Source organism: Pseudarthrobacter sp. 10T415 (genome assembly GCF_056394175.1).
Map to the genome: position 1 here is coordinate 16,553 of NZ_JBFTHJ010000017.1, position 19,447 is coordinate 35,999.

22 protein-coding genes and 1 tRNA gene are annotated in these 19,447 nt (G+C 66.5%); 9 read left to right on the forward strand and 14 right to left on the reverse strand.

The features are described 5' to 3' along the window. Positions 1-12 precede the first annotated feature (12 nt). The 3 genes from ispF to AC1DBN_RS17625 all read right to left on the reverse strand — a co-directional run bounded on the left by ispF (position 13) and on the right by AC1DBN_RS17625 (position 1,910). Positions 13-513 carry a 2-C-methyl-D-erythritol 2,4-cyclodiphosphate synthase gene (gene ispF, locus AC1DBN_RS17615; RefSeq protein ID WP_477723791.1) on the reverse strand — a complete coding sequence of 167 codons (501 nt, stop codon included), beginning with the start codon at positions 511-513 and terminating at the stop codon, positions 13-15. 11 nt (positions 514-524) lie between these two features. Further along, a complete protein-coding gene (gene ispD / locus AC1DBN_RS17620) occupies positions 525-1,307 on the reverse strand; it encodes a 2-C-methyl-D-erythritol 4-phosphate cytidylyltransferase (RefSeq protein ID WP_477723792.1) in 783 nt (260 codons plus the stop codon). A gap of 120 nt (positions 1,308-1,427) precedes the next feature. Continuing rightward, positions 1,428-1,910, reverse strand: coding sequence for a CarD family transcriptional regulator (locus AC1DBN_RS17625; protein WP_011690592.1), 483 nt, complete (start codon positions 1,908-1,910; stop codon positions 1,428-1,430). A 272-nt stretch (positions 1,911-2,182) separates the two neighbouring features. Here AC1DBN_RS17625 and AC1DBN_RS17630 point away from each other — a divergent pair, with 272 nt between their 5' ends. After that, positions 2,183-2,725: a hypothetical protein gene (locus AC1DBN_RS17630; protein WP_477723810.1), complete on the forward strand. Its 543-nt coding sequence runs from the start codon at positions 2,183-2,185 to the stop codon at positions 2,723-2,725. Between the two features lie 122 nt (positions 2,726-2,847). Here AC1DBN_RS17630 and AC1DBN_RS17635 read toward each other — a convergent pair whose 3' ends face one another. Both AC1DBN_RS17635 and AC1DBN_RS17640 read right to left on the reverse strand, forming a co-directional pair. After that, the gene (locus AC1DBN_RS17635; protein WP_056076541.1) at positions 2,848-3,528 is read right to left on the reverse strand and encodes a response regulator transcription factor; all 681 of its coding nucleotides are present in this window, start codon (positions 3,526-3,528) and stop codon (positions 2,848-2,850) included. Continuing rightward, a complete protein-coding gene (locus tag AC1DBN_RS17640) occupies positions 3,525-4,784 on the reverse strand; it encodes a sensor histidine kinase (protein WP_091718323.1) in 1,260 nt (419 codons plus the stop codon). The genes AC1DBN_RS17635 and AC1DBN_RS17640 overlap by 4 nt, the downstream gene beginning before the upstream one ends. Positions 4,785-4,990: 206 nt before the next feature. Here AC1DBN_RS17640 and phoU point away from each other — a divergent pair, with 206 nt between their 5' ends. Then, positions 4,991-5,653 carry a phosphate signaling complex protein PhoU gene (phoU, locus tag AC1DBN_RS17645; RefSeq protein WP_091723840.1) on the forward strand — a complete coding sequence of 221 codons (663 nt, stop codon included), beginning with the start codon at positions 4,991-4,993 and terminating at the stop codon, positions 5,651-5,653. A 78-nt stretch (positions 5,654-5,731) separates the two neighbouring features. Here the strand turns inward: phoU and AC1DBN_RS17650 are convergent, their stop codons facing one another. Continuing rightward, positions 5,732-6,478 (reverse strand): phosphoglyceromutase, encoded by a 747-nt coding sequence (locus AC1DBN_RS17650; RefSeq protein ID WP_091718321.1) that lies wholly within the window; start codon positions 6,476-6,478, stop codon positions 5,732-5,734. Between the two features lie 126 nt (positions 6,479-6,604). Between AC1DBN_RS17650 and AC1DBN_RS17655 the strand changes: the two genes are divergently transcribed. Then, positions 6,605-7,441: a class I SAM-dependent methyltransferase gene (locus AC1DBN_RS17655; protein WP_477723793.1), complete on the forward strand. Its 837-nt coding sequence runs from the start codon at positions 6,605-6,607 to the stop codon at positions 7,439-7,441. Between the two features lie 81 nt (positions 7,442-7,522). Here the strand turns inward: AC1DBN_RS17655 and AC1DBN_RS17660 are convergent, their stop codons facing one another. Then, the gene (locus AC1DBN_RS17660) at positions 7,523-7,873 is read right to left on the reverse strand and encodes a DUF2516 family protein (RefSeq protein ID WP_045729886.1); all 351 of its coding nucleotides are present in this window, start codon (positions 7,871-7,873) and stop codon (positions 7,523-7,525) included. 9 nt (positions 7,874-7,882) lie between these two features. Then, positions 7,883-9,073 (reverse strand): trans-sulfuration enzyme family protein, encoded by a 1,191-nt coding sequence (locus tag AC1DBN_RS17665; protein WP_091718319.1) that lies wholly within the window; start codon positions 9,071-9,073, stop codon positions 7,883-7,885. Between the two features lie 127 nt (positions 9,074-9,200). On the opposite strand from AC1DBN_RS17665, the gene tmk reads away from it, so the two are divergent. The 4 genes from tmk (at position 9,201) to AC1DBN_RS17685 (ending at position 12,800) form a co-directional block, all read left to right on the forward strand. Then, positions 9,201-9,899 carry a dTMP kinase gene (tmk, locus tag AC1DBN_RS17670; RefSeq protein WP_091718318.1) on the forward strand — a complete coding sequence of 233 codons (699 nt, stop codon included), beginning with the start codon at positions 9,201-9,203 and terminating at the stop codon, positions 9,897-9,899. Then, the gene (locus AC1DBN_RS17675) at positions 9,896-11,059 is read left to right on the forward strand and encodes a DNA polymerase III subunit delta' (RefSeq protein ID WP_091718316.1); all 1,164 of its coding nucleotides are present in this window, start codon (positions 9,896-9,898) and stop codon (positions 11,057-11,059) included. Before tmk ends, AC1DBN_RS17675 begins: the two co-directional genes overlap by 4 nt. Next, the gene (locus AC1DBN_RS17680; RefSeq protein ID WP_477723794.1) at positions 11,056-12,621 is read left to right on the forward strand and encodes an alpha/beta hydrolase; all 1,566 of its coding nucleotides are present in this window, start codon (positions 11,056-11,058) and stop codon (positions 12,619-12,621) included. The genes AC1DBN_RS17675 and AC1DBN_RS17680 overlap by 4 nt, the downstream gene beginning before the upstream one ends. 106 nt (positions 12,622-12,727) lie before the next feature. After that, positions 12,728-12,800 (forward strand) — tRNA-Thr (locus AC1DBN_RS17685). Positions 12,801-12,937: 137 nt separating this feature from the next. Here AC1DBN_RS17685 and AC1DBN_RS17690 read toward each other — a convergent pair. Both AC1DBN_RS17690 and AC1DBN_RS17695 read right to left on the reverse strand, forming a co-directional pair. After that, the gene (locus tag AC1DBN_RS17690; RefSeq protein ID WP_314216440.1) at positions 12,938-13,444 is read right to left on the reverse strand and encodes a hypothetical protein; all 507 of its coding nucleotides are present in this window, start codon (positions 13,442-13,444) and stop codon (positions 12,938-12,940) included. Positions 13,445-14,021: 577 nt separating this feature from the next. Beyond that, positions 14,022-15,263, reverse strand: a complete 1,242-nt coding sequence (locus tag AC1DBN_RS17695) for an NAD(P)/FAD-dependent oxidoreductase (protein ID WP_314216441.1) — start codon at positions 15,261-15,263, stop codon at positions 14,022-14,024. 124 nt (positions 15,264-15,387) lie between these two features. On the opposite strand from AC1DBN_RS17695, the gene AC1DBN_RS17700 reads away from it, so the two are divergent. After that, positions 15,388-16,398, forward strand: coding sequence for a hypothetical protein (locus AC1DBN_RS17700; RefSeq protein ID WP_231994452.1), 1,011 nt, complete (start codon positions 15,388-15,390; stop codon positions 16,396-16,398). Between the two features lie 79 nt (positions 16,399-16,477). Here the strand turns inward: AC1DBN_RS17700 and AC1DBN_RS17705 are convergent, their stop codons facing one another. Continuing rightward, positions 16,478-16,843, reverse strand: coding sequence for a hypothetical protein (locus AC1DBN_RS17705; protein WP_091718246.1), 366 nt, complete (start codon positions 16,841-16,843; stop codon positions 16,478-16,480). A 135-nt stretch (positions 16,844-16,978) separates the two neighbouring features. Between AC1DBN_RS17705 and AC1DBN_RS17710 the strand changes: the two genes are divergently transcribed. Next, positions 16,979-17,161 (forward strand): hypothetical protein, encoded by a 183-nt coding sequence (locus AC1DBN_RS17710; RefSeq protein WP_091718245.1) that lies wholly within the window; start codon positions 16,979-16,981, stop codon positions 17,159-17,161. Positions 17,162-17,316: 155 nt separating this feature from the next. On the opposite strand, the gene AC1DBN_RS17715 is transcribed toward AC1DBN_RS17710, so the two are convergent. The 3 genes from AC1DBN_RS17715 to AC1DBN_RS17725 form a co-directional block, all read right to left on the reverse strand. Continuing rightward, a complete protein-coding gene (locus AC1DBN_RS17715) occupies positions 17,317-18,162 on the reverse strand; it encodes an aldo/keto reductase (RefSeq protein WP_091718243.1) in 846 nt (281 codons plus the stop codon). A 105-nt stretch (positions 18,163-18,267) separates the two neighbouring features. Next, positions 18,268-18,717: a hypothetical protein gene (locus tag AC1DBN_RS17720; protein ID WP_091718242.1), complete on the reverse strand. Its 450-nt coding sequence runs from the start codon at positions 18,715-18,717 to the stop codon at positions 18,268-18,270. 7 nt (positions 18,718-18,724) lie between these two features. Beyond that, a complete protein-coding gene (locus AC1DBN_RS17725) occupies positions 18,725-19,372 on the reverse strand; it encodes a bacterial proteasome activator family protein (protein WP_477723795.1) in 648 nt (215 codons plus the stop codon). Positions 19,373-19,447 lie beyond the last annotated feature (75 nt).

Sequence of the window (19,447 nt, forward strand, 5' to 3'; positions counted from 1 at the left end):
AGCCGATGCCTATTAGCCGATGGACTCGGAAAGGCGCGGGTACACCAGGGCGGTGGCCACAGCGGAGATCCCTTCGCCGCGGCCCGTGAAACCGAGGCCGTCGCTGGTGGTGGCAGCGACGCTGACCGGGGCGCCGGCAGCGTCAGAGAGGACCTGCTGCGATTCCTCCCGGCGGGGACCGAACTTGGGACGGTTGGCCACGAACTGCACCGCGATGTTGCCGATCTCAAATCCTGCCGCCCGGACGATCCGCGCAGCCTCAGCGAGCAGGGTTACCCCCGATGCCCCGGCGAACTCCGGCCGGTCGGTGCCGAAATGGGTCCCGAGGTCACCGACGCCGGCGGCCGAGAACAGCGCGTCGGCGGCGGCATGGGCTACCGGGTCGCCGTCCGAGTGTCCGGCAAGGCCACGCTCGCCCGGCCAGAGGAGGCCGCCCACCCAGAGTTGGCGTCCGTCCCCTTCCGCAGCGAAAGCGTGGACGTCCAGCCCAATTCCCGTGCGGGGAATGATCATGCCCTCCCCGTTCATCCCTCCACCCACCGGGCTCCGAGGGGACCTTCCAGGAGCCCTTCGGCGAAGATGAGGTCCAAGGGCGTGGTGATCTTCAGTGACTGGGTGGAACCGCGCACCACGTAGACGTCGGTACCAGTCATCTCGACGAGCATCGCATCATCAGTGACCGCGGCGGCTTCCGCCGGTTCCAGCGCCTGCGCTGCTTGGTGGGCGCGCCGCAGGGTCTCCGCGCGGAAGCCCTGCGGCGTTTGTACGGCGCGAAGGTTTTCGCGGGCCGCGGTCCCGGCCACCATTTCGGGCGCGACGGCGTGGTCCCCGGCCGGCGTGGGCGTCACGGTCTTGACGGTGTCCACCACGGGGACGGCAGGGATGACAGCCTCGGCCCCGGCCGCGAGTGCGGCAACGACGCGGTGGAAGACCCCTTCCGGGGCGAGCGCCCTGGCGGCATCGTGCACCAAGACAGCGTCGATGCCGTCCATCAGGGCGCCGATGCCCTGCCGGACCGAGTCCGCGCGGGTGGGGCCGCCGTCGACGACGGTCAGGAGCGGGCCGCCGTCGGCCAGTTCTTCCCGGAAGGCGTCGCAAAGGGAGCGCAGGCCGTCGTCGCCTTCAGGCAGGACCACGCAGACCTGGGTGGACACCCCGGATGCGACGATGCCCCGAAGGGCATGCATCAGGATGGTTTCGCCGCCCAGGGGCACGGCTGCTTTGGGCATGCCGTAGCCGAGCCGCTGGCCCGAACCTGCAGCCACCAGGATCACCGCGGTGACCGGGCGGGTTGGTGTTTCGCTCATGCGGACTAGCCTACGTCCCACGTGCCTGATGCGTCCCGACGCAGTCACCGGGGGCTCGCCGGAGTGTTTTTGGGCAAAAAGAAACCCCGGCCGCACTTCCGTGCTGCCGGGGTTCAATTCTTAGGAAGCCAGGACCTCGTCGAGAACGCTTGCTGCCTTCTCCTCGTCGGTCTTTTCGGCCAGCGCCAGTTCTGAGATCAGAATCTGCCGTGCCTTGGCCAGCATTCGCTTTTCGCCTGCGGAAAGGCCCCGGTCGTGATCCCGGCGCCAAAGATCGCGGACGACCTCTGCCACCTTGATGACGTCACCGGAAGCAAGCTTCTCCAGATTTGCCTTGTACCTGCGCGACCAGTTGGTGGGCTCTTCGGTGAACTCGGCACGGAGCACATCAAACACGTGCTCCAGGCCTTCCTTGCCCACTACATCCCGGACCCCAACAAGGTCAACGTTTTCTGCTGGAACTTCAATGGTCAGATCACCCTGAGCCACCTTGAGCTTGAGATACATTTTCTCTTCGCCCTTGATGGTGCGCATCTTGATTTCTTCAATCTTCGCAGCACCGTGGTGAGGGTAAACTACTGTCTCGCCGACCTCAAATACCATGTGGACATTTCCCCTTTCCCGGAGACAAGTTTATCACGATTCAGGCATATGACCGGCCGCGGAAAGAGCCCCCAACCGCAGAAATACGCGGAAAATCGGCCCAATCGACCCCCTCCACCCCCTTGACGAACGCAGATAATAGTGCATCGCGCAGGCGCTGCCAAGGATGATGTGACGCTCTCGAATCCGCGTTTGAGCCCCTTTGCGGATAGGCTATGGGCTGAATAATGTTTCAAGACTCTCGAGGAGTACGTGACGTGCGTTTCACTGCGATGAACCGGGCCCGGCGGGGCAAGATGGCACTGACGGCCGCCGTTGTAGGCGTGGGCCTGCTGACCGCGGGCTGCGGCTACATCACGCCCCAGCAGACAAACCATCAGTACTCCGCTTCGGACGGCATCCGCGCCGACCTCGGCCCGCTGAAGCTCCGGAACATCCTCATCGTCTCCTCGGGTGAGGACCAGCCGGGCCGCGTCATCGGCGCCGTGTACAACTCCTCGTCCAAGGACGTGAAGCTAACCATGAAGGGCGCCGAGGGATCGCAGACCGAAGTTGCCGTAAAGGCGAACTCGTACACGCTGCTCAACGACACCACTGACGAGGCCATCCTCAGCACCACCGGCGGCAAGGCCGGCTCACTGGTTGATGTCCAGGTCAGCGAAGACGGCACCAACGTGAACAGCACCGTGCGCGTGCCCGTCCTGGACACCACCCTGCCCGAGTACAAGGAATACCTGCCGTCCGGCAGCACGCCGTCGCCGAGCACCTCGGCCACGCCTACTCCCTCCGCTTCGGAGAGCGCCGCAGGCCACTAGCACGCGGCTGGAGGATTCCAGCAAAACAACAAAAAAGGGAGGGACCGTCCGGTCCCTCCCTTTTTACTGCCCACCCTTGTCCCTGGCCTACCAGCGATGCGCGTCGGATGCGGCCAGGAAACTTACGGCTCGAACTTGTAGCCCAGGCCGCGAACGGTCACCAGGAACCGGGGCGCGGAGGGGTCGGGTTCGATCTTCCCGCGCAGCCGCTTGACGTGGACGTCCAGGGTCTTGGTGTCCCCCACGTAATCGGAACCCCAGACCCGGTCAATCAGCTGGCCACGGGTCAGCACCCGGCCGGAGTTGCGCAGCAGCATCTCCAGGAGCTCGAACTCCTTCAGCGGGAGCAGCACCTGCTCGCCGTCCACGCTCACCACATGGCGTTCAATGTCCATCCGGACCGGTCCGGCCTGGACGGTGGAGGAAATCAGTTCCTCGGGCTCGCCCTGGCGACGCAGCACGGCCCGGACCCGGGCCACCAGTTCGCGCGAGGAATACGGCTTGGTGACGTAGTCGTCGGCACCGAGCTCCAGGCCCACAACCTTGTCGATCTCGGAGTCCTTGGCGGTCAGCATGATCACCGGGACGGTTGACCGCTGCCGGAGCTGCCTGCAGACCTCGGTGCCGGACAGGCCGGGAAGCTGGAGGTCCAGCAGCACCAGGTCGGCGCCGTTGCGGTCAAACTCGGTGATGGCATCGAGGCCGTTGTCCACGACCTCCACCTCAAACCCTTCCTTGCCCAGCAAATAGGACAAAGGATCGCTGAACGACTCCTCGTCCTCCACAATCAGAATCCTGCTCAAGCGCTAGCTCCTCGTTCTTTAGCGCCGGCGGCGCGGGGTAGTGGGGTGACGGCGGGCTGTTCGGCCGCCTGTCCTGCCGGCCCCGTTGCCGGGACAGTTGCGGACGGAAGGTCGGTGTCGCCGTCGGGCCCTGCCTCAGGCCCTTCCATCTCGGGAAGCCGGAGCGTGAAGGTGGAACCCTGGCCCGGCTGGGACCACAGCGTCACCTCGCCGCCGTGGTTGGAGGCGACGTGCTTGACGATGCTCAGGCCGAGGCCCGTGCCGCCGGTGTGGCGGGACCGGGCGGCGTCCACGCGGTAGAACCGTTCAAAGACCCGTTCCTGGTCCTCGGCACTGAGGCCCTCGCCCTGGTCCGTCACCGAAATGGAAACCAGGCCTTCCTTGGAGCGGACGCCGATGCCCACGCGGGTGTTTGGCGGTGAGTACCGGATGGCGTTGTCGATCAGGTTGCGCAGCGCGGTGACCAGGAGGTCCTGGTCACCGAAGACCTTCTCCTCGGTGCGGCCACCCACCACGATGGTGATGTTCTTGCTTTCGGCCGGCAGCTGGGACCGGTCAACGGCCTCGGCGATCACGGCGTTGACGTCTACGGGACCGCCCTGCTGGACCACGCTGGCGCCCTGCAGGCGGGAGAGTTCGATGATGTCCTGCACCAGCGCGGCCAGGCGGCCGGACTCCTTATGCATGCGTTTGGCGAAGCGGCGGACTGCCAGTTCGTCATCGGCCGAGGATTCCAGCGCTTCGGCGAGCAGGGAGATGGCGCCTACGGGCGTCTTCAGTTCATGGGAAACGTTGGCCACGAAGTCGTTGCGGATTTCCTCGGTCCTGGTGATCTCCGTGCGGTCATCGGCCAGGAGGAGGATATATTCCTCACCCAGCATGGCTGCCCGCACCTGGACGATGATGGTTCCCTGCCCCAGCGGGCCGCGCGGCAGCTCAAGCTTCTTTTCGAGGATTACGCCGTCCCGCCGTACGCCCGCCGTCATGTCCAGCAGTTCCTTGTGGACCACCGTGTGGCCGCGGACCAGGCCGTAGGCGTAGGCGGCGGGACTTGCCCGGACCACACCGTCCACGGCGTCCACCACCACAAAAGCGCGTCCGACGACGGCCAGCACCTCGGCGGCACCGTCCGGCAGTCCCGGCTCGTCTCCGTCCATGTCCAGCAGCTGGCGCTGCTTTTCGCTGACCCGGTAGGCGAGCACACCGAACGTGCCCAGCGCCAGGCCGACGAGGCCCGCGATCAGGCCGATGAACATTGGATCCACAGGTCCACCTTATGCTCTTGCCAATGGCCTGACGGCGCGTCCGGGCCCCCTGCGCCCACGGTTCAACTAACGTTCACCTGCAAGGGATCAACCGTTCACCGGATGCTGGCAGAGTATCCAGTTGGACTGCCGAATGGCGACACGATTCCTGCTGCCCTTGTGCGGGCGTGCGGGAGTTCCAAGGAAAGGACGCCGACGTGCGTAAGGTTTTTCAGGAAGAACTCACCCAGGTCGGTGACCAGCTGGTGGAGATCTCCCGGCTGGTCAGCGAAGCGATAGACAAGGCCACCACTTCATTCGAGGTGGCGGACGTGGACCTCGCCCAGGACGTCATTGCCGCCGATGCGCGGATCGACTTCCTGCAGAACAGCCTCGACGAGCGGGCCATCGACATCCTCGCCCTCCAGGGCCCGGTGGCCAGCGACCTGCGCATGATCGTGGGATCACTGCGGATGAGCGCCTCCCTCGAGCGGATGGGTGACCTCGCCCGGCACATCGCGCAGCTGGCGCGCCTCCGTTTCCCGTCCACCGTGATTCCGGCTTCGATGACCGGAACGTTCAAGCAGATGGCGGAGCTGGACCAGGTCATCGCCGACAAGCTGGCCGTCCTCCTGGAGACCCGTGACCTGGAGGTGGCCCGGGACATCATGAAGGCCAATACCGCCATCAACGATCTGCACCTCAGCGTGTTCAAGGCCATCGCCGCACCTGAGTGGGCCGAGTCGCCCGCCACCACTGTGGACGTGGCACTAGCCAGCCGCTACTTCGAGCGTTTCGCCGACCACGGTGTCTCCGTTGCCCAGAAGGTCAGCTACCTGGTGACCGGCGCCTGGCAGCCGAACGCCACCGAACACATCTGAGCCCCGGCTCCCCCACGTACATACGACGGCGGGCTGGTCACCTAAGGTGACCAGCCCGTCGTCGTTGGTTCTGCTGCTCTATTTCTTGCCCTGGTTGGCTACGGCCAGGATGGCCTGCTCGGCGGCCTCGGGGTCGAGGTAGGTGCCGCCCGGCTTGACCGGCTGGAAGTCGTCATCCAGCTCGTAAACCAGCGGGATGCCGGTGGGGATGTTGAGGCCGGCGATGGCTTCGTCGCTGATGCCGTCAAGGTGCTTGACGAGCGCGCGCAGGGAGTTGCCGTGGGCCGTGACCAGGACGGTCTTGCCCGCCTTCAGGTCAGCCTTGATGTCGGATTCCCAGTACGGCAGAATCCGGACCAGGACGTCCTTCAGGCACTCGGTGCGCGGCAGGGCGTCGCCAAGGTCCGCGTAGCGCGGATCGTGTGCCTGGCTGAATTCGCTGTTGTCATCCAGGGGCGGCGGCGGGGTGTCGTAGGAGCGGCGCCATTCCATGAACTGCTCTTCACCGTATTCGGCCAGCGTCTGGGCCTTGTCCTTGCCCTGCAGCGCACCGTAGTGCCGTTCGTTCAGGCGCCAGTCGCGCTTGACCGGGATCCAGCCGCGGTCGGCCTTGTCCAGGGCGATGTTGGCGGTGTTGATGGCCCGCTTCAGCAGGGACGTGTACAGAACGTCGGGGAGGATGTTGTTCTCCACCAGCAGCTCGCCGCCGCGTGCTGCTTCCCCGCGGCCCTGGTCGTTCAGGTCAACGTCCACCCAGCCGGTGAACAGGTTCTTGGCGTTCCATTCGCTGTGGCCGTGGCGCAGCAGAATCAGCTTGTAAGTCATGATTTTCATCCTAGCCGAGCAGTGTTGCCGCCCGCCCAGCGTTACAGGCCAGGGACGGACAACGTCACAAGGCAGCCCGCACTCCGGCTGGCGCCCAAGCCGTGGCGGCGGCGATACAGTGGGGCGGTGGTGCAAAAGGCTGAACGGGTGAGTGGCCCCGGGATCACCGGCAGGAAGTTGACCGGCCGGCCGGTCGGGAACGTCACCCGCGGCACCACCAACCCCAACCGGATGCGGCGGGTGGACCGCTGGCTGGCCGGTCCCCAGGCCTGGCGGCTCCGCCGGGCCGCAGACCCCCTGGTTGTGGACCTGGGCTACGGTGCGACGCCGGCCACCGCCGTCGAACTTTTTGAGCGGCTCTCCGCGGTCCGTCCGGACGTCCGGGTCTGCGGGATCGAAATCGAACCGGAACGGGTGCGCGCTGCCCTCCCTCTGCAGCGGCCCGGCCTCAGCTTCCATGTGGGCGGTTTTGAGCTTCCTGTCCCCGGACGCCCCGTCCTGGTCCGGGCCTTCAATGTGCTGCGGCAGTATGAGGAGGCCGATGTTGCCGGGATCTGGCGCCTGGTTCAGGGCAGGCTGGCCCCTGGCGGGCTCTTCATTGACGGCACCTGCGACGAGATCGGACGCCGGGTGACGTGGGTGGCCCTGGACGCGGAACGCCCGCTGTCACTGAGCATGTCGGTCCGGTTCGGCAGTTTTGACCTGCCCTCGGACGTTGCCGAACGCCTCCCCAAAGCCCTGATCCACCGGAATGTTCCCGGCGAACCGATCCATGCCCTGATGCAGGCCATGGACAAGGCGTGGCTGGAGTGCGCCCCGCTGGCGTCCTTTGGAAACCGGCAGCGCTGGCAGGCTATGTGCAGGGCGTTGCGCGACGCCGGCTGGCCGGTCCAGGACGGGCCGGGCCGGTGGCGGCTGGGCGAGCTGACGGTGGACTGGGAAGCAGTGGCACCGCTGCCGTGAGCCTCATTTACGAGGCGGCGGACGGCGGGTTCCCTCGGGCCGTACCAGGGATCCCTGCCTAACAGCCCGGGTGGACCGGGGTTACCAGGGGCCGTAGGGCCCCATGTTGCGGCTGCCGCCCCGGCCTGCGTCCTTGACTGCAGGGCGGACGTCGGCCAGGTAGACCGACGCGGCAACCACGGCGGCGAGGCCGAACAGTCCGAGGGTTCCGAAGATGCCGCCGCTGGCGAAGAGGGAGATGACGCCCACCAGCGCGGCGCCGCCGGTCAGGGCGAGCCAGAAGCCCTTGGTCCGCTTGCCGGTCGCCTCAAAGGCGTTGGCCTTGTGGCGCGCGCAGTCTGCCAGGGCCCACAACTCCAGCCCCAGGGCAACGAGGGCAAGGATAAAGAACACTGCCTGTTCAACAGGCCGAATAATCAGTTCACCGTCCACAAGCCCAGCCTAGCCGCCCAGCGTGTCCAACGCCTGCTCCAGGTCGGCCCAGAGGTCTTCCACGTTCTCAATGCCGATGCTGAGGCGGACCAGGTTCTCAGGCACGCTGGCTGGCTCCGCGGTGTGCCGCCGCCTGCGTTCGATCAGCGATTCCACGCCGCCCAGCGATGTGGCCGGCAGCCACAGGTTGACTGCCTCAACGGCCTTGTCGGCCGCCGCTGCGCCGTCCAGTCCGCCGGCGGGCGCCACCTGGATGCAGATGATGGAGCCAAAGCCCTTCATCTGCGCCGTGGCCCGTTCATGACCGGGATCGTCCGGCAGGCCCGGGAAGCGGACCGATTCGACCCTGGGGTGGGCGTTCAGACGTTCCGCCAGGACCCTGGCGGACTCCTGGGACTTTTCTATGCGCAGCGCCAAGGTGCGCAGGCCGCGCAGCGCAAGCCACGCCTCGAAGGGCCCGGCGATCGCTCCGTGGATGGTCCTGTGGTGCAGGAGGGCTGAGCGGATGTCCGCGTTGGAGGTCACCAGGGCGCCCAGGACCACGTCCGAGTGGCCTGCCAGGTACTTGGTCACCGAGTGGAGTACGACGTCGGAGCCGAGGGCGAGCGGCTGCTGCACCAGCGGCGTCGAGAAAGTATTGTCCGTGACCACGATGGCGCCCAACGCGTGCGCGGCTTCTGTCAGCGCAGGAATGTCGGCGATTCCCAGCATGGGGTTGGTAGGGCTTTCCAGCCACAGCATGGCGGCGGCCTTGGCATCCGGCCCACCCGGGGCGAGGGCCGCTTCGACGGCCCCGGTATCGGCAATGTCCACGGTCCGCAGCTCGATGAACCCCTTCTGGGCCAGTTCCGCGGCCATGACAAGGGTTCCGGAGTAGCTGTGGTTAGGCATCACCAGCACTCCGCCGGAGGGGATCAGCGACAACGCGGAGCTGACGGCAGCAAGCCCGGACGCGTAGAGCAGGCCGGGCAGGTCCGCTCCCTCGAGCTGGCCGAGGGCCTCCTCGAACGGGTCCCAGGTGGGGTTGGAGTACCGGCCGTAACCACGGTCTCCGGGGCCGAGCGGGCCTGTCCCGTAGTACGTGGAGGACAGGACCAGCGGCGGGTTCACCGGCTGGTCCCGTTCCCGCGGCGGGCGGCCCGCGGCCACTACTACGGTTTCGGCGGACAGGCCTGCGGCCTGCTGTTCGGAAAGACTCATGGGGACAGCGTACTGTTCGTCCACTGACCGCCGGAAAAGCCCGCGCGAAGCGTGAGACGCCGTGAAACTGTCCACAAAGCCCATGGCCGGGACACTGATTGTCCCGGCCGATCGGTAGGCTTGAACAGTGAACAAACAGAGTGCCGGACTTTTCATCGCGTTCGAAGGCGGCGACGGCGCCGGCAAGTCCACCCAGGCGGCAAGGCTCGCCGAAGCACTCGAAAGCCGCGGCCTTACAGTCCTCCGGACCCGTGAACCCGGCGGCACTCCCATCGGCGAAAAGCTCCGGTCCCTGGTTTTGGACCACGGCCATGGCCACATCGACGCCCACACGGAAGCCCTGATCTTCGCGGCATCAAGGGCCGCCCACGCGGGCCAGGTGATCCGCCCGGCGCTGGAGCGCGGCGACATTGTGCTGACCGACCGGTATATCGACTCCTCCGTCGCGTACCAGGGAGCCGGCAGGGACCTCGGCATGGATGCAGTCCGCTCGCTGAACGAATGGGCAACTTCCGGCCTTCAGCCCCACCTCACCGTCCTGCTCGATGTGGAACCGGAAGTCGGCAGGACCCGGCGCACTGCGGGCGACGCAACGGAGGACCGCCTGGAATCCGAAGCTGACGAGTTCCATGCCCGCATCCGGGACGCCTTCCTTGACCTGGCTGCGGCCCGGCCGGCGTCCTACCTGGTGCTGCCTGCCCGGCTTCCGGTCAATGACCTTGCCGCGATGATCCTCGATCGCGTGGTCGGCCTGCTGGAAGCACACGGGAACGAACCAGCAGGTGCCGCACCCGCTGCCGGCGCGCACGGCGGCGGCACCCCGTGACCGTCTGGGATGACCTCCAGGGCCAGCCGGCCGTCGTCGACCAATTGCGCCAGGCTTCCAGCGGCGAAGGCCTGACGCACGCGTGGCTGTTCACCGGCCCGCCGGGATCGGGGCGCTCCAACGCCGCGAAAGCCTTCGCGGCCGCCCTGAACTGCGACCAGGAAGACGTGAACCTGCGCGGCTGCGGGCAGTGCCACGCCTGCCTGACCATCCTGGGCGAAACCCATTCGGACGTGACGTTCGTCCGGACGGAAAAGCTCACCATCACCATCGACGAAGCCCGCGACCTGGTGGCCACCGCCGGCAACAGGCCATCCGCCGGACGCTGGCGCATCATCGTGGTTGAGGATGCGGACCGGATGGCCGAGAGAACCACCAACGTCCTGCTCAAGGCCATCGAGGAACCGACGCCCCGGACGGTCTGGATGCTGTGCGCCCCCTCGCCGGCCGACGTCCTGGTCACCATCCGGTCGCGCTGCCGCAGCGTGGCGCTGCGATTGCCGCCCGCGGCCGACGTCGCGGAACTCCTGGTGAAGCGCGACGGCGTCGATCCCGCGGTGGCGGAGCGGGCAGCCCGGGCAGCCCAAAGCCACGTGGGGATCGCCCGCCGGTTGGCGCGGGACCCTGCTGCGCGCGAACGCCGGCTCGAAACTGTCAGGTTTCCGCTGGGCCTGCGGGGTGTTACCGCGGCGGTCATGATGGCGGACAAGCTCGTAAAGATCGCCACCGCCGAGGCAAACAGTTCCAATGAAGAACGCGACGCCGCCGAGAAAGCCGCCTTGCTCGCCACCCTCGGCGCACCTGAATCCGGCACCCTTCCGCCTGCCATGCGGGCGCAGGTCAAGCAGCTGGAGGACGACCAGAAGCGGCGGGCCAAGCGGTCCATTACCGATTCCCTGGACCGCACCCTCACTGACCTGATGTCCTTCTACAGGGACGTCCTGATCATCCAGATGGGGAATGCCGTTGAGCTGGTAAACGTTGAGCTCAGGGGTGAACTGGAGGAATTCGCCTCCCGTTCCACTCCGGAAGTCACGCTTGCCCGGATGGACGCCATCAACAAAGCCCGCGAACGCATCACCACCACGAACGTTGCCCCGCTGTTGGCCATTGAGTCCATGGCAGCCAGCCTGATCCAGCCTTCCAAGGAGACCCGATGACTGCCCGCCCCCTGCCCGTACGCCGACGACCCCTGGTGTCCGCGGCCCGTGCCGCCGGGGCCATGGCCCTTGCCCTGGTGCTGGCGTCCTGCAGCCTCATCAACGGGGGCGACCGCCAGCAGGAAACCGCCACCGCAAAGGCAGATCCCTCCATCGTGGCGTCCGCGCCCGCGGGGCTTGAGAAGTTCTACTCGCAGGAAATCGTGTGGGAGCCATGCGAAGGCCAGTTCCAGTGCGCCAAGGTCACAGTGCCCATGGACTATGCGGCTCCCGACGGCGAAACCATCCAGCTGGCCGCGCTGCGGGCTTCAAGCACTGGCAAGAAGACCGGAAGCCTGCTGGTCAACCCGGGCGGCCCCGGCGCATCCGGGTATGACTTCGTGAAGGACGCGGCAGCCACCCACTTTTCCCAGCCCGTCCGTGACGCCTACGACCTCGTCGGTTTCGACCCCCGCGGCGTTAAGCGGTCCGCCCCGGTGACCTGCATGACGGACGCGGAACGTGATGCGGCAAGGGCCAAGATCTACGACCTGGAGACCGACGCCGGCCTCGCGGCGGCCCGGGCGGACAACAAGGTCATCGCCGAACAGTGCGCTGAGCAGACCGGCCCGTCAATGGCCCACATCGATACGCAGAGCGCAGCCAGGGACCTGGACATCCTCAGGGCCGTGGTTAACGACACGAAGCTGAACTACCTGGGCTACTCCTACGGGACATTCCTCGGCTCGACCTACGCACAGCTGTTCCCGAAGAACGTAGGCCGCATGGTGCTCGACGGTGCGCTGGATCCCTCCATCAGCAATGAGGAACTGACCAGCGGCCAGGCCGTGGCCTTCGAAAAAGCGGTCCGCACCTACGTGGCCAGCTGCCAGCAGCAGAAGGAGTGCCCCCTTACCGGCGGAGTGGACGGCGGCGTCCAGCAGATCCGCGACCTGATCAACGCCGTGGAGCAGCAGCCCCGCACCGCCAAGGACGGCCGGGTGGTCAACGCCAATATGTTCGTCAGTGGCCTCATCACGCCGCTGTATAACGACCAGAGCTGGCCCGCCCTGACCCAGGCCCTGGACGCGGCGATGACCGGGGACGTGAGCCTGATGCTTCGCCTGTCCGACCTCGGCGCTGACCGGTCCACCAACGGAAGCTACACGTCGAATTCGACGTTCGCCTTCAACGCCATCAACTGCCTGGACTACCCCATGGACTCCGATCCTGCGTCCATGCGGGCGGAGCAGCAGCGGCTGATGCAGCAGTCCCCCACCCTGGGTTACTTCTTCGCCTACGGCGGCATCAACTGCGCCGACTGGCCGTACAAGAACGTGCGCACGCCTGCACCCGTCCAGTACACGGGTGAGTCGCCGATCGTGGTCATCGGCACCACCGGTGATCCCGCCACCCCTGTGGAATGGGCGTCGTCGCTGCGGAAACAGCTCGGCAACTCTTCGCTGCTGACGTGGAAGGGCGAGGGCCACACGGCCTACGGCAGGGCCAACAGCTGCCTCGAGGACAAGGTGGACAGCTACCTGGTCAGTGGACAGGTTCCGGCCGACAACACGGTGTGCTGAAGGCCTCACCCGCGGCAGCGCCCGCCATTTTGACCCGGGCGCGGAGACTCCATTACAGTTGACTCTTGCATGAAGCGCCCGGATTCTTCCGGAAATTTCGTGCGGTGCTTCCTTAGCTCAGTCGGTAGAGCGTTTCACTCGTAATGAAAAGGTCATCAGTTCGATTCTGATAGGAAGCTCGGGATAAACCCCCTATTGCCCCTCGTTGGAGGGCTGTGGGGGGTTTTTCGCTGGTTAAGCCCATCTTCGGAACGCTGACGATGGCGCTCCTCCCCGCAACGTCGGCTGCCCCGACCGGTTTAGGCTTCGACGCCCTTCAGCCCTCAAGGGCCTCGGCGAGACGGTCCAACGACTCAGGGCCCGCCGCTATCTCCACTTTGCCGTGATCTGTCAGGGCGGTCACTGCGTACATCCCGAACGATCCGATGTATTTGCGGTCCTTGCCGGTGACCTTCCACCGTTGCGGAAGCACTTTTTCCACAGTGAGTGTGGTGGCCCGCCCGGACGCTTCAAGGTTGTCGTAGACCGCTGGCTGAAACTGAATTGATCCGGCAGCGGGCGTCACAATCCCCTGGTTCCAAATACCGCTGAGGGAACCGGGGCGGGACTCCGGATAGCGGATATAGGCCCTGAGCTGGCCATGTTCTTTGAGGCGTGCGCTGGTTTTCCGCAGGTTGCGTATTTGGAACAGCGCCAGAAGCCAGTAGACCAGCGTGTTCATGGCGGCGTGGACGGCGGCGTCGGCCAAATCCCCCGGGTTAAAAACCCACCAGATGGCACCGGCGATGAAGAAAAAGACGACGTAGCCGGCCGCAAGTGCCAAATACGGATGCTGCCGAACCCAGTTCTTCATTGCGCCGTCACGCGGCCACCCGGGGCAGCCTGGACGCACCGCAAGTCACACCCTGACCGGACTGCGTGCTGGGTCGATATTCGCGGCACCGCGGCCTGCTTCCGTGAGTCCCCCAACATCATGCGACTTAGCCTATCCTCCGGCCAGGTCAGAGCCCGGGAGCAGCACACGTAGCGGGGTTCGCGAAAACACGTACCGGTTACTCAGGCGCCGCGGCTGCTGAGGCCATAGCGTGGTGAGCGGAGCCGGCGGCGATGGTGCTTGATGGAGACCAGCACCTCCCCCAGCCGTCGCCGGCCCGCACCATCTTTCGAAGCCGTCTGCACCGAAGGTGCACGGCAGCTTTGCGGAAAGATGCAGTTTTCACCCGGGTTTCGTTCAGGTCTCGGACCTAGCGTGATGCGTGGAGTCGGCGGCGATGGCACTGTCCGCGAGTGCGGTGCCTCCTCCAGCCGCCGCCGGCTCCCACCCCTTTTTCCATGGTCCAAAATCCTCACCGGCCCCACGCCGCCATGCAGCCTGGGACGAACGGCGTGGCTATTCGGACCTAGTCCGGCCGCCCCACCACAACCTGGGACGGGCTGTGCGTCACGTAGCCCACCGCCCAGGAGAAGAGGGCACGGACTTTCTGTTGGACGCCGGGCAGCAGGGCAAGGTGGACGCCCAACCAGGACAGGAACGCCAGCGGCCCCTGCAGCTGGATGCGCTGGGGGCCCAACTCTGCCACCGCGGCGCCCCGGCCAACCATGGCCATGTACCCCTTGTCGAGGTAACGGAAGGGCTGCCGGGTACCTCCGGTGAGGTCAGCGTGGATGTTCTTTGCGGCCCATTTCCCTGATTGCTGTGCCACGGACCCCAGTTGCGGGAGCCGGGCCCCCGCGGCGTCGGTGATGTTGGCAGAGTCTCCCAGGACGTAGACGCCCTCCACTCCCGGAGCGGTCAGGTCCGGACGGACGTCGATACGCCCGCCCTTCCCCTGCGTGAGCCCTGATTCGGCGATGATCTTGCCTGCCTGGAGGCCGCCGGCCCAGACAACGATGGGTGCCGGCAGCACTGTACCGTCCGCCAGCGTCACGCCGTCGGGACGGACCTCGGTAACGCTCTGGCCCATGTGCAGCTGGACGCCCAGCTTCACCAGCCTGTCCCTGGTGTAGGCCTGCGATTTTTCCGAGAACGCCATGAGCACGTTGGGCACCATGTCCACGAGGTGGACGTGGCAGCGGGCGGCGAGCTCGGAGGAGAAGTACTTCGGCACGATGTATTTGACGTTCTCGGCCAGGGCGCCGGCCGTTTCCACCCCTGTAGGGCCGCCGCCTACCACCACGACGTCGGCACTCCCGCCGGCTCCCCGGTCCGCCTCGTCGAGGACTTCCGTCAGGGCAGCACTGAGCCGCGTGGCGTCGGCCACGGAGTAGAGCGGGTAGGCGTGCTTGTCGGCGCCCGGGGTATTGAAGAAGTTCGGGACAGCGCCTGTGGCGAGGACGAGGATCTGTGCCTTGAACTGCGTGCCGTCGGCAGTGGTGACGGTGCGGGCGGCAGCGTCCACCGAGGTGACTTCTGCCGTGAGGACCCGAACCCCCTTGATGTTGCGGAAGACCGCACGGAGCGGGCGGGCCACTGCGGAGACACCGATTTGCGATGATGCCACCTGGTACAGCAGCGGCTGGAACTGGTGGTAGTTGTTGGCATCAATCAGCAGCACCCGGGTGCCCTTGCGGCCGAGTTCCTGGGCGGCAGCTTTCCCGGCGAAACCGCCGCCAACCACGATGACCTGATATGTATCGTCCATTCGAGCAACATACCGTGCACGGCGCCGGAGCAACAGGGCTCACGGGCCCCCGGCGGTCCGGTCCGCGGCAGCGCCCGCCCGGCCCTCCGTACCCGTCCCAGCCCGCCCGCCTATGATGGCGGACATGGATGAAGAGGCCTTGGCCGGGATCGCGAACGGGCTGTACGCCTGTCCCCTGGACGACTTCGTAGCGGCCCGGACGGCGGCGGCCAAGGAGGCCGCCGCCCGGGATAAGGGCCTGGGGGCGGCTGTCCGTGGACTTGCCAAACCGTCGGTAGGCGCCTGGGCTGTGAACAGGCTCGTCCTGCAGCGGCCAGACATCCTCGACGAACTCGCGGATCTGGGGTCCCGCATGCGTGCAGCGCAGGCGTCCCTTGATGCCCCCGCCCTTCGCGACCTGGGGCGTGAGCGGCGCACCCTGCTGGCGTCCGCCGTCGACGCCGCCCGCGCTGTTGTCCGCGGTCAAGGCCGGCAACTCAGCGACACTATTGCCGGGGACGTCGAGGAAACACTGCGTGCCCTGACTGCCGATGAAGGGGCCGCGGCCGCTGTTCGCAGCGGCAGGCTCCTGAAGACCCTGTCCGCGGACGGGGTCAGCGCCGCAGACCTGGATGGAACGGTGGCCGTACCCGGCGCCCTCCCCGCAACACCGGCTGCCGCTCCCCCGGTCCTTGCCTCGGTGCCAACGTCCGGGAAGACGGATTCCGAAAAACCACGGCCACGAAAGAAGCAGCGCACGACGCCGGAAGCCGGGTCCCAGCCCCGGCCCACCAGGCCGCGCCTTGAGGCCGTCCGGCAGACGCCACGGCCGGCGTCGCCCCCTCTGCTGGAAAGGGCCAGGGCGGCGCTGGAGGCGGCCGAAGAAGAAGCCTCCGAAGCGGCCAGCCATGCCGTGGACCTTCAGGCGGAGGCGGAGCAGACGGCTGGGGACATTGCCGGGCTGCAGGAGGAAACGGCGGACTTGCGCGCCCGCCTGAAAACGGCCGAGGCTGAGCTGGACCAGTCGAAGAAGCGCCTTGTTGCCATCTCCGCGGAGGCCAAACAGGCAGCGCGGGCGGCGGATAAGGCGGCCAGGGCAGCCGTACTGGCCCAGGAACGGGTCCTGCGGCTGGACCGCCGCGAGGCCGGAACCTGACTCCGAAGGCCCCAACCCGCTGGGTAGCCGGCCGGCTCTATACGCCCCTACGAGCAGCAGTCTTAGGGTGGCCGTCCCCTCAGGCGGCTACAGCGGCGAGGGACCGCCGGATACCGACGATCCTGATGGCCACGCCCACCAGGACCAGGCCAATGCCGAACCCCATCAGCATCCAAATGGGCACAGCGGCGGAGTCGATGCTCCGGTAGCACTCGGCCGCCAGGCCCGTGGTGTGCAATTGCGCATCCGACAGTTCGGCTGCCCCGCTGTGCGGGATCATCGGGCTGCCGCACAGCGGCGCCACGGACTTGAGTCCCAGCACCACACTGAGGATCTGCAGGGCGAACCCCACCGCCACCGTCAACATCCAGCCGCGCCGCCGTGCCAGTTCACGATTAATGTGCCTGGTGGCGTTGTCCCGGTCCGGGGAATCGCTAACCTCCATGGTGAAAGCCTAGCCGGAGTTCCGGGGCCGGGCGGTGCCGCCACAACGCACCGTGATGTGCGCTGGGCCCCTGTCACAGGGCAACACGCGGGGCTGATTCCGTGGAATGTCAGACCCCGGTTGCACACTGGATTTATGGAAAACACCGTTCAGGAATTTCACGTCACGTACTTCGACGCCGACTCCGGCCGTACACGCTCTGAGTCCTTCGACACCATGGTGGATGCGCAGCGTTTCGCCGACCGGCAGTGCTCCGGTGAGGACGGCTGGGCAGTGATCGATGCGGTCAGCGTCGAGCCCGTCCGCATTGCCGCCTGACCCCACAGGTTTGGGCCGGGCCGGCTATTCGCCACGAGGAGGCCCGTGCAACAGAAGAACCCGCACCGCCTGGGCCAGCCAGGTGGTGCGGGTTCGACGTCCCTGTTGAGCAGGACCGCCGGCCAGGGCGGGGCGCTCACTGCGGAGAGGTTGGTTTACGCGAAGTCGGAGACTGCCGGGTCGGGGCCGATCCTGCCTTCGCCGCTGGCGGTCCGGTCGAGGGCGTTGATGGCCTCGACGTCCTCAGCGTCCAGCGTGACGTCGAGTGCCGCATAGTTCTCGCGGATCCGGGATTCGGTGACCGACTTCGGGATCACCACGTTGCCAATGGCGAGGTGCCAGGCGATGACAACCTGCGCCGGCGTGGCCTGGTGCTTGGCGGCGATAGCGGCAACGGCTGCGTCTTCCAGGAGCTCGCCGCCCTGGCCCAGAGGTGACCAGGCCTGGGTCAGGATGCCCTTGGAAGCACCGAATTCGCGCAGCTCACGCTGGCTGAAGTACGGGTGGAGCTCGATCTGGTGGATGGCCGGGACAACACCGGTTTCGTCGATGAGCCGCTGCAGCCCGTCGACGGTGAAGTTGGAGACGCCGATGGACTTGACCCGGCCGCGCTTCTGGAGCTCGATCAGCGCCTTCCAGGTGTCGACGTACTTGTCCTGCTTGGGCTGCATCCAGTGGATCAGGTAGAGGTCGAGGGTTTCCAGGCCGAGGCGGTCCATGGATTCCTCGAAGGCAGCCAGCGTGGACTCATAGCCCTGATCGGCATTCCACAGCTTGGTGGTGATGAAGATCTGCTCGGGGGTCAGGCCGGAGCTGGCGATCGCGCGCCCCACGCCTGCTTCGTTGCCGTAGATCTTGGCGGTGTCGATGTGGCGGAAGCCAGCTTCGAATGCCTGCCGGACCACCTTCTCAGCCACGCCGTCTTCGACCTGCCACACGCCGTAGCCGAGCTGGGGGATCGTGTTTCCGTCGTTGAAAGTGAGTGTAGGTGAAAGAGTCATGACTTCATCCTGCCAAACGGCGGGCCTCAAAATGACGTGATTCCCGGTCTGTCAGCCAGGCGCTTAACGCGGAAAGTCACCCCCGGCAGCGGGAATAAATTGCGGCTAGGAGGTTTCCCCGGCAAGGTGCCGCTCGGCGTCGGCAACCTGTTCGAAGACGGCTTCCGCGCGCCGGCGAACAGAAGCTGCGCCTACAGGTACGGGCCCGACGGCGAGCCGCAGCATGGCGGCAGCCTCGGCTGTGGTGGCCAGCGAGTTGCCGGCTTTGGACAGGGCGCGGTGCACGCCGGACAGGGCAGCCGGAATGTCCAGGCCGTCACTGGGTGAGCGGCGCTGGGCTTCAACGCAGACGGCCCGGACACGGTCAAGCAGGGCAGCGAGTTCGTTGGCGATCTCCACCAGCTCGCCGTACAGCTGGTCGTCCTCAACGCCCTCGAGCACTTGGTGGAAGCGGTCCAGTCCCCGGTGGAAGCGGTCGTGCGCGCGGCGCCACAACCCCTTGCCCAGTTCCGCGTCGTCCTTGCGCCCCTGCCTGGCGGCGCTGAAAAAACCCAACCGGAACCTACAGGTACTGTCCGGGACCGTGGTCCGGATCATCGCGCTTGCCGGCATTGGCCGGCGCACCCGGCCGGGCCGCCCCCGCGGGAGCACGCTCCGGTTCACCGTTTTCCCCGATCACCACACCCGGGGCGATCACGGTTCCCGGTGGAAGTTGGCGCAGCTGCATCTGTGCCGCAGCGTGCTCCCGGGCAGCGTGCTGGGCCGCGATGGCCGTCTGGATTCCATGGAACAGCCCTTCAAGCCAGCCCACCAGCTGTGCTTGAGCAATCCGGAGCTCGGCGTCGGAAGGGGTGTTTTCATCGGAGAAGGGGAGGCTGATGCGGTCCAGTTCCTCCACGAGCTCGGGTGCCAGGCCGTCCTCGAGCTCCTTGATGGAGCGTGCGTGGATCTCGGCCAGCCGTTCCCGGGCGGCATCGTCCAGCGGGGCGGACTTCACTTCTTCCAGGAGCTGGCGGATCATGGTGCCGATCCGCATCACCTTGGCCGGCTCGTCCACCAGGTCCTGCAGGTTGCTGCCCTTGGGCCTGCGGCCGTCCCGCGAACCGGCCGGTGCTCCGGCTTCCGCCGGCACTGCGGGTTCGTTGTCGTCAAGGGTGGTTCCTTCGACGGGGAGGTCCTCAGCTGACGGGGTGTCTTTCGGATCGCTCATGCGTTCATACTCTCATGAGCGATCCGAAGGAACTTCACTCCATGAACCCGCCTGACGCGGCGTCCGCTGAGGGCT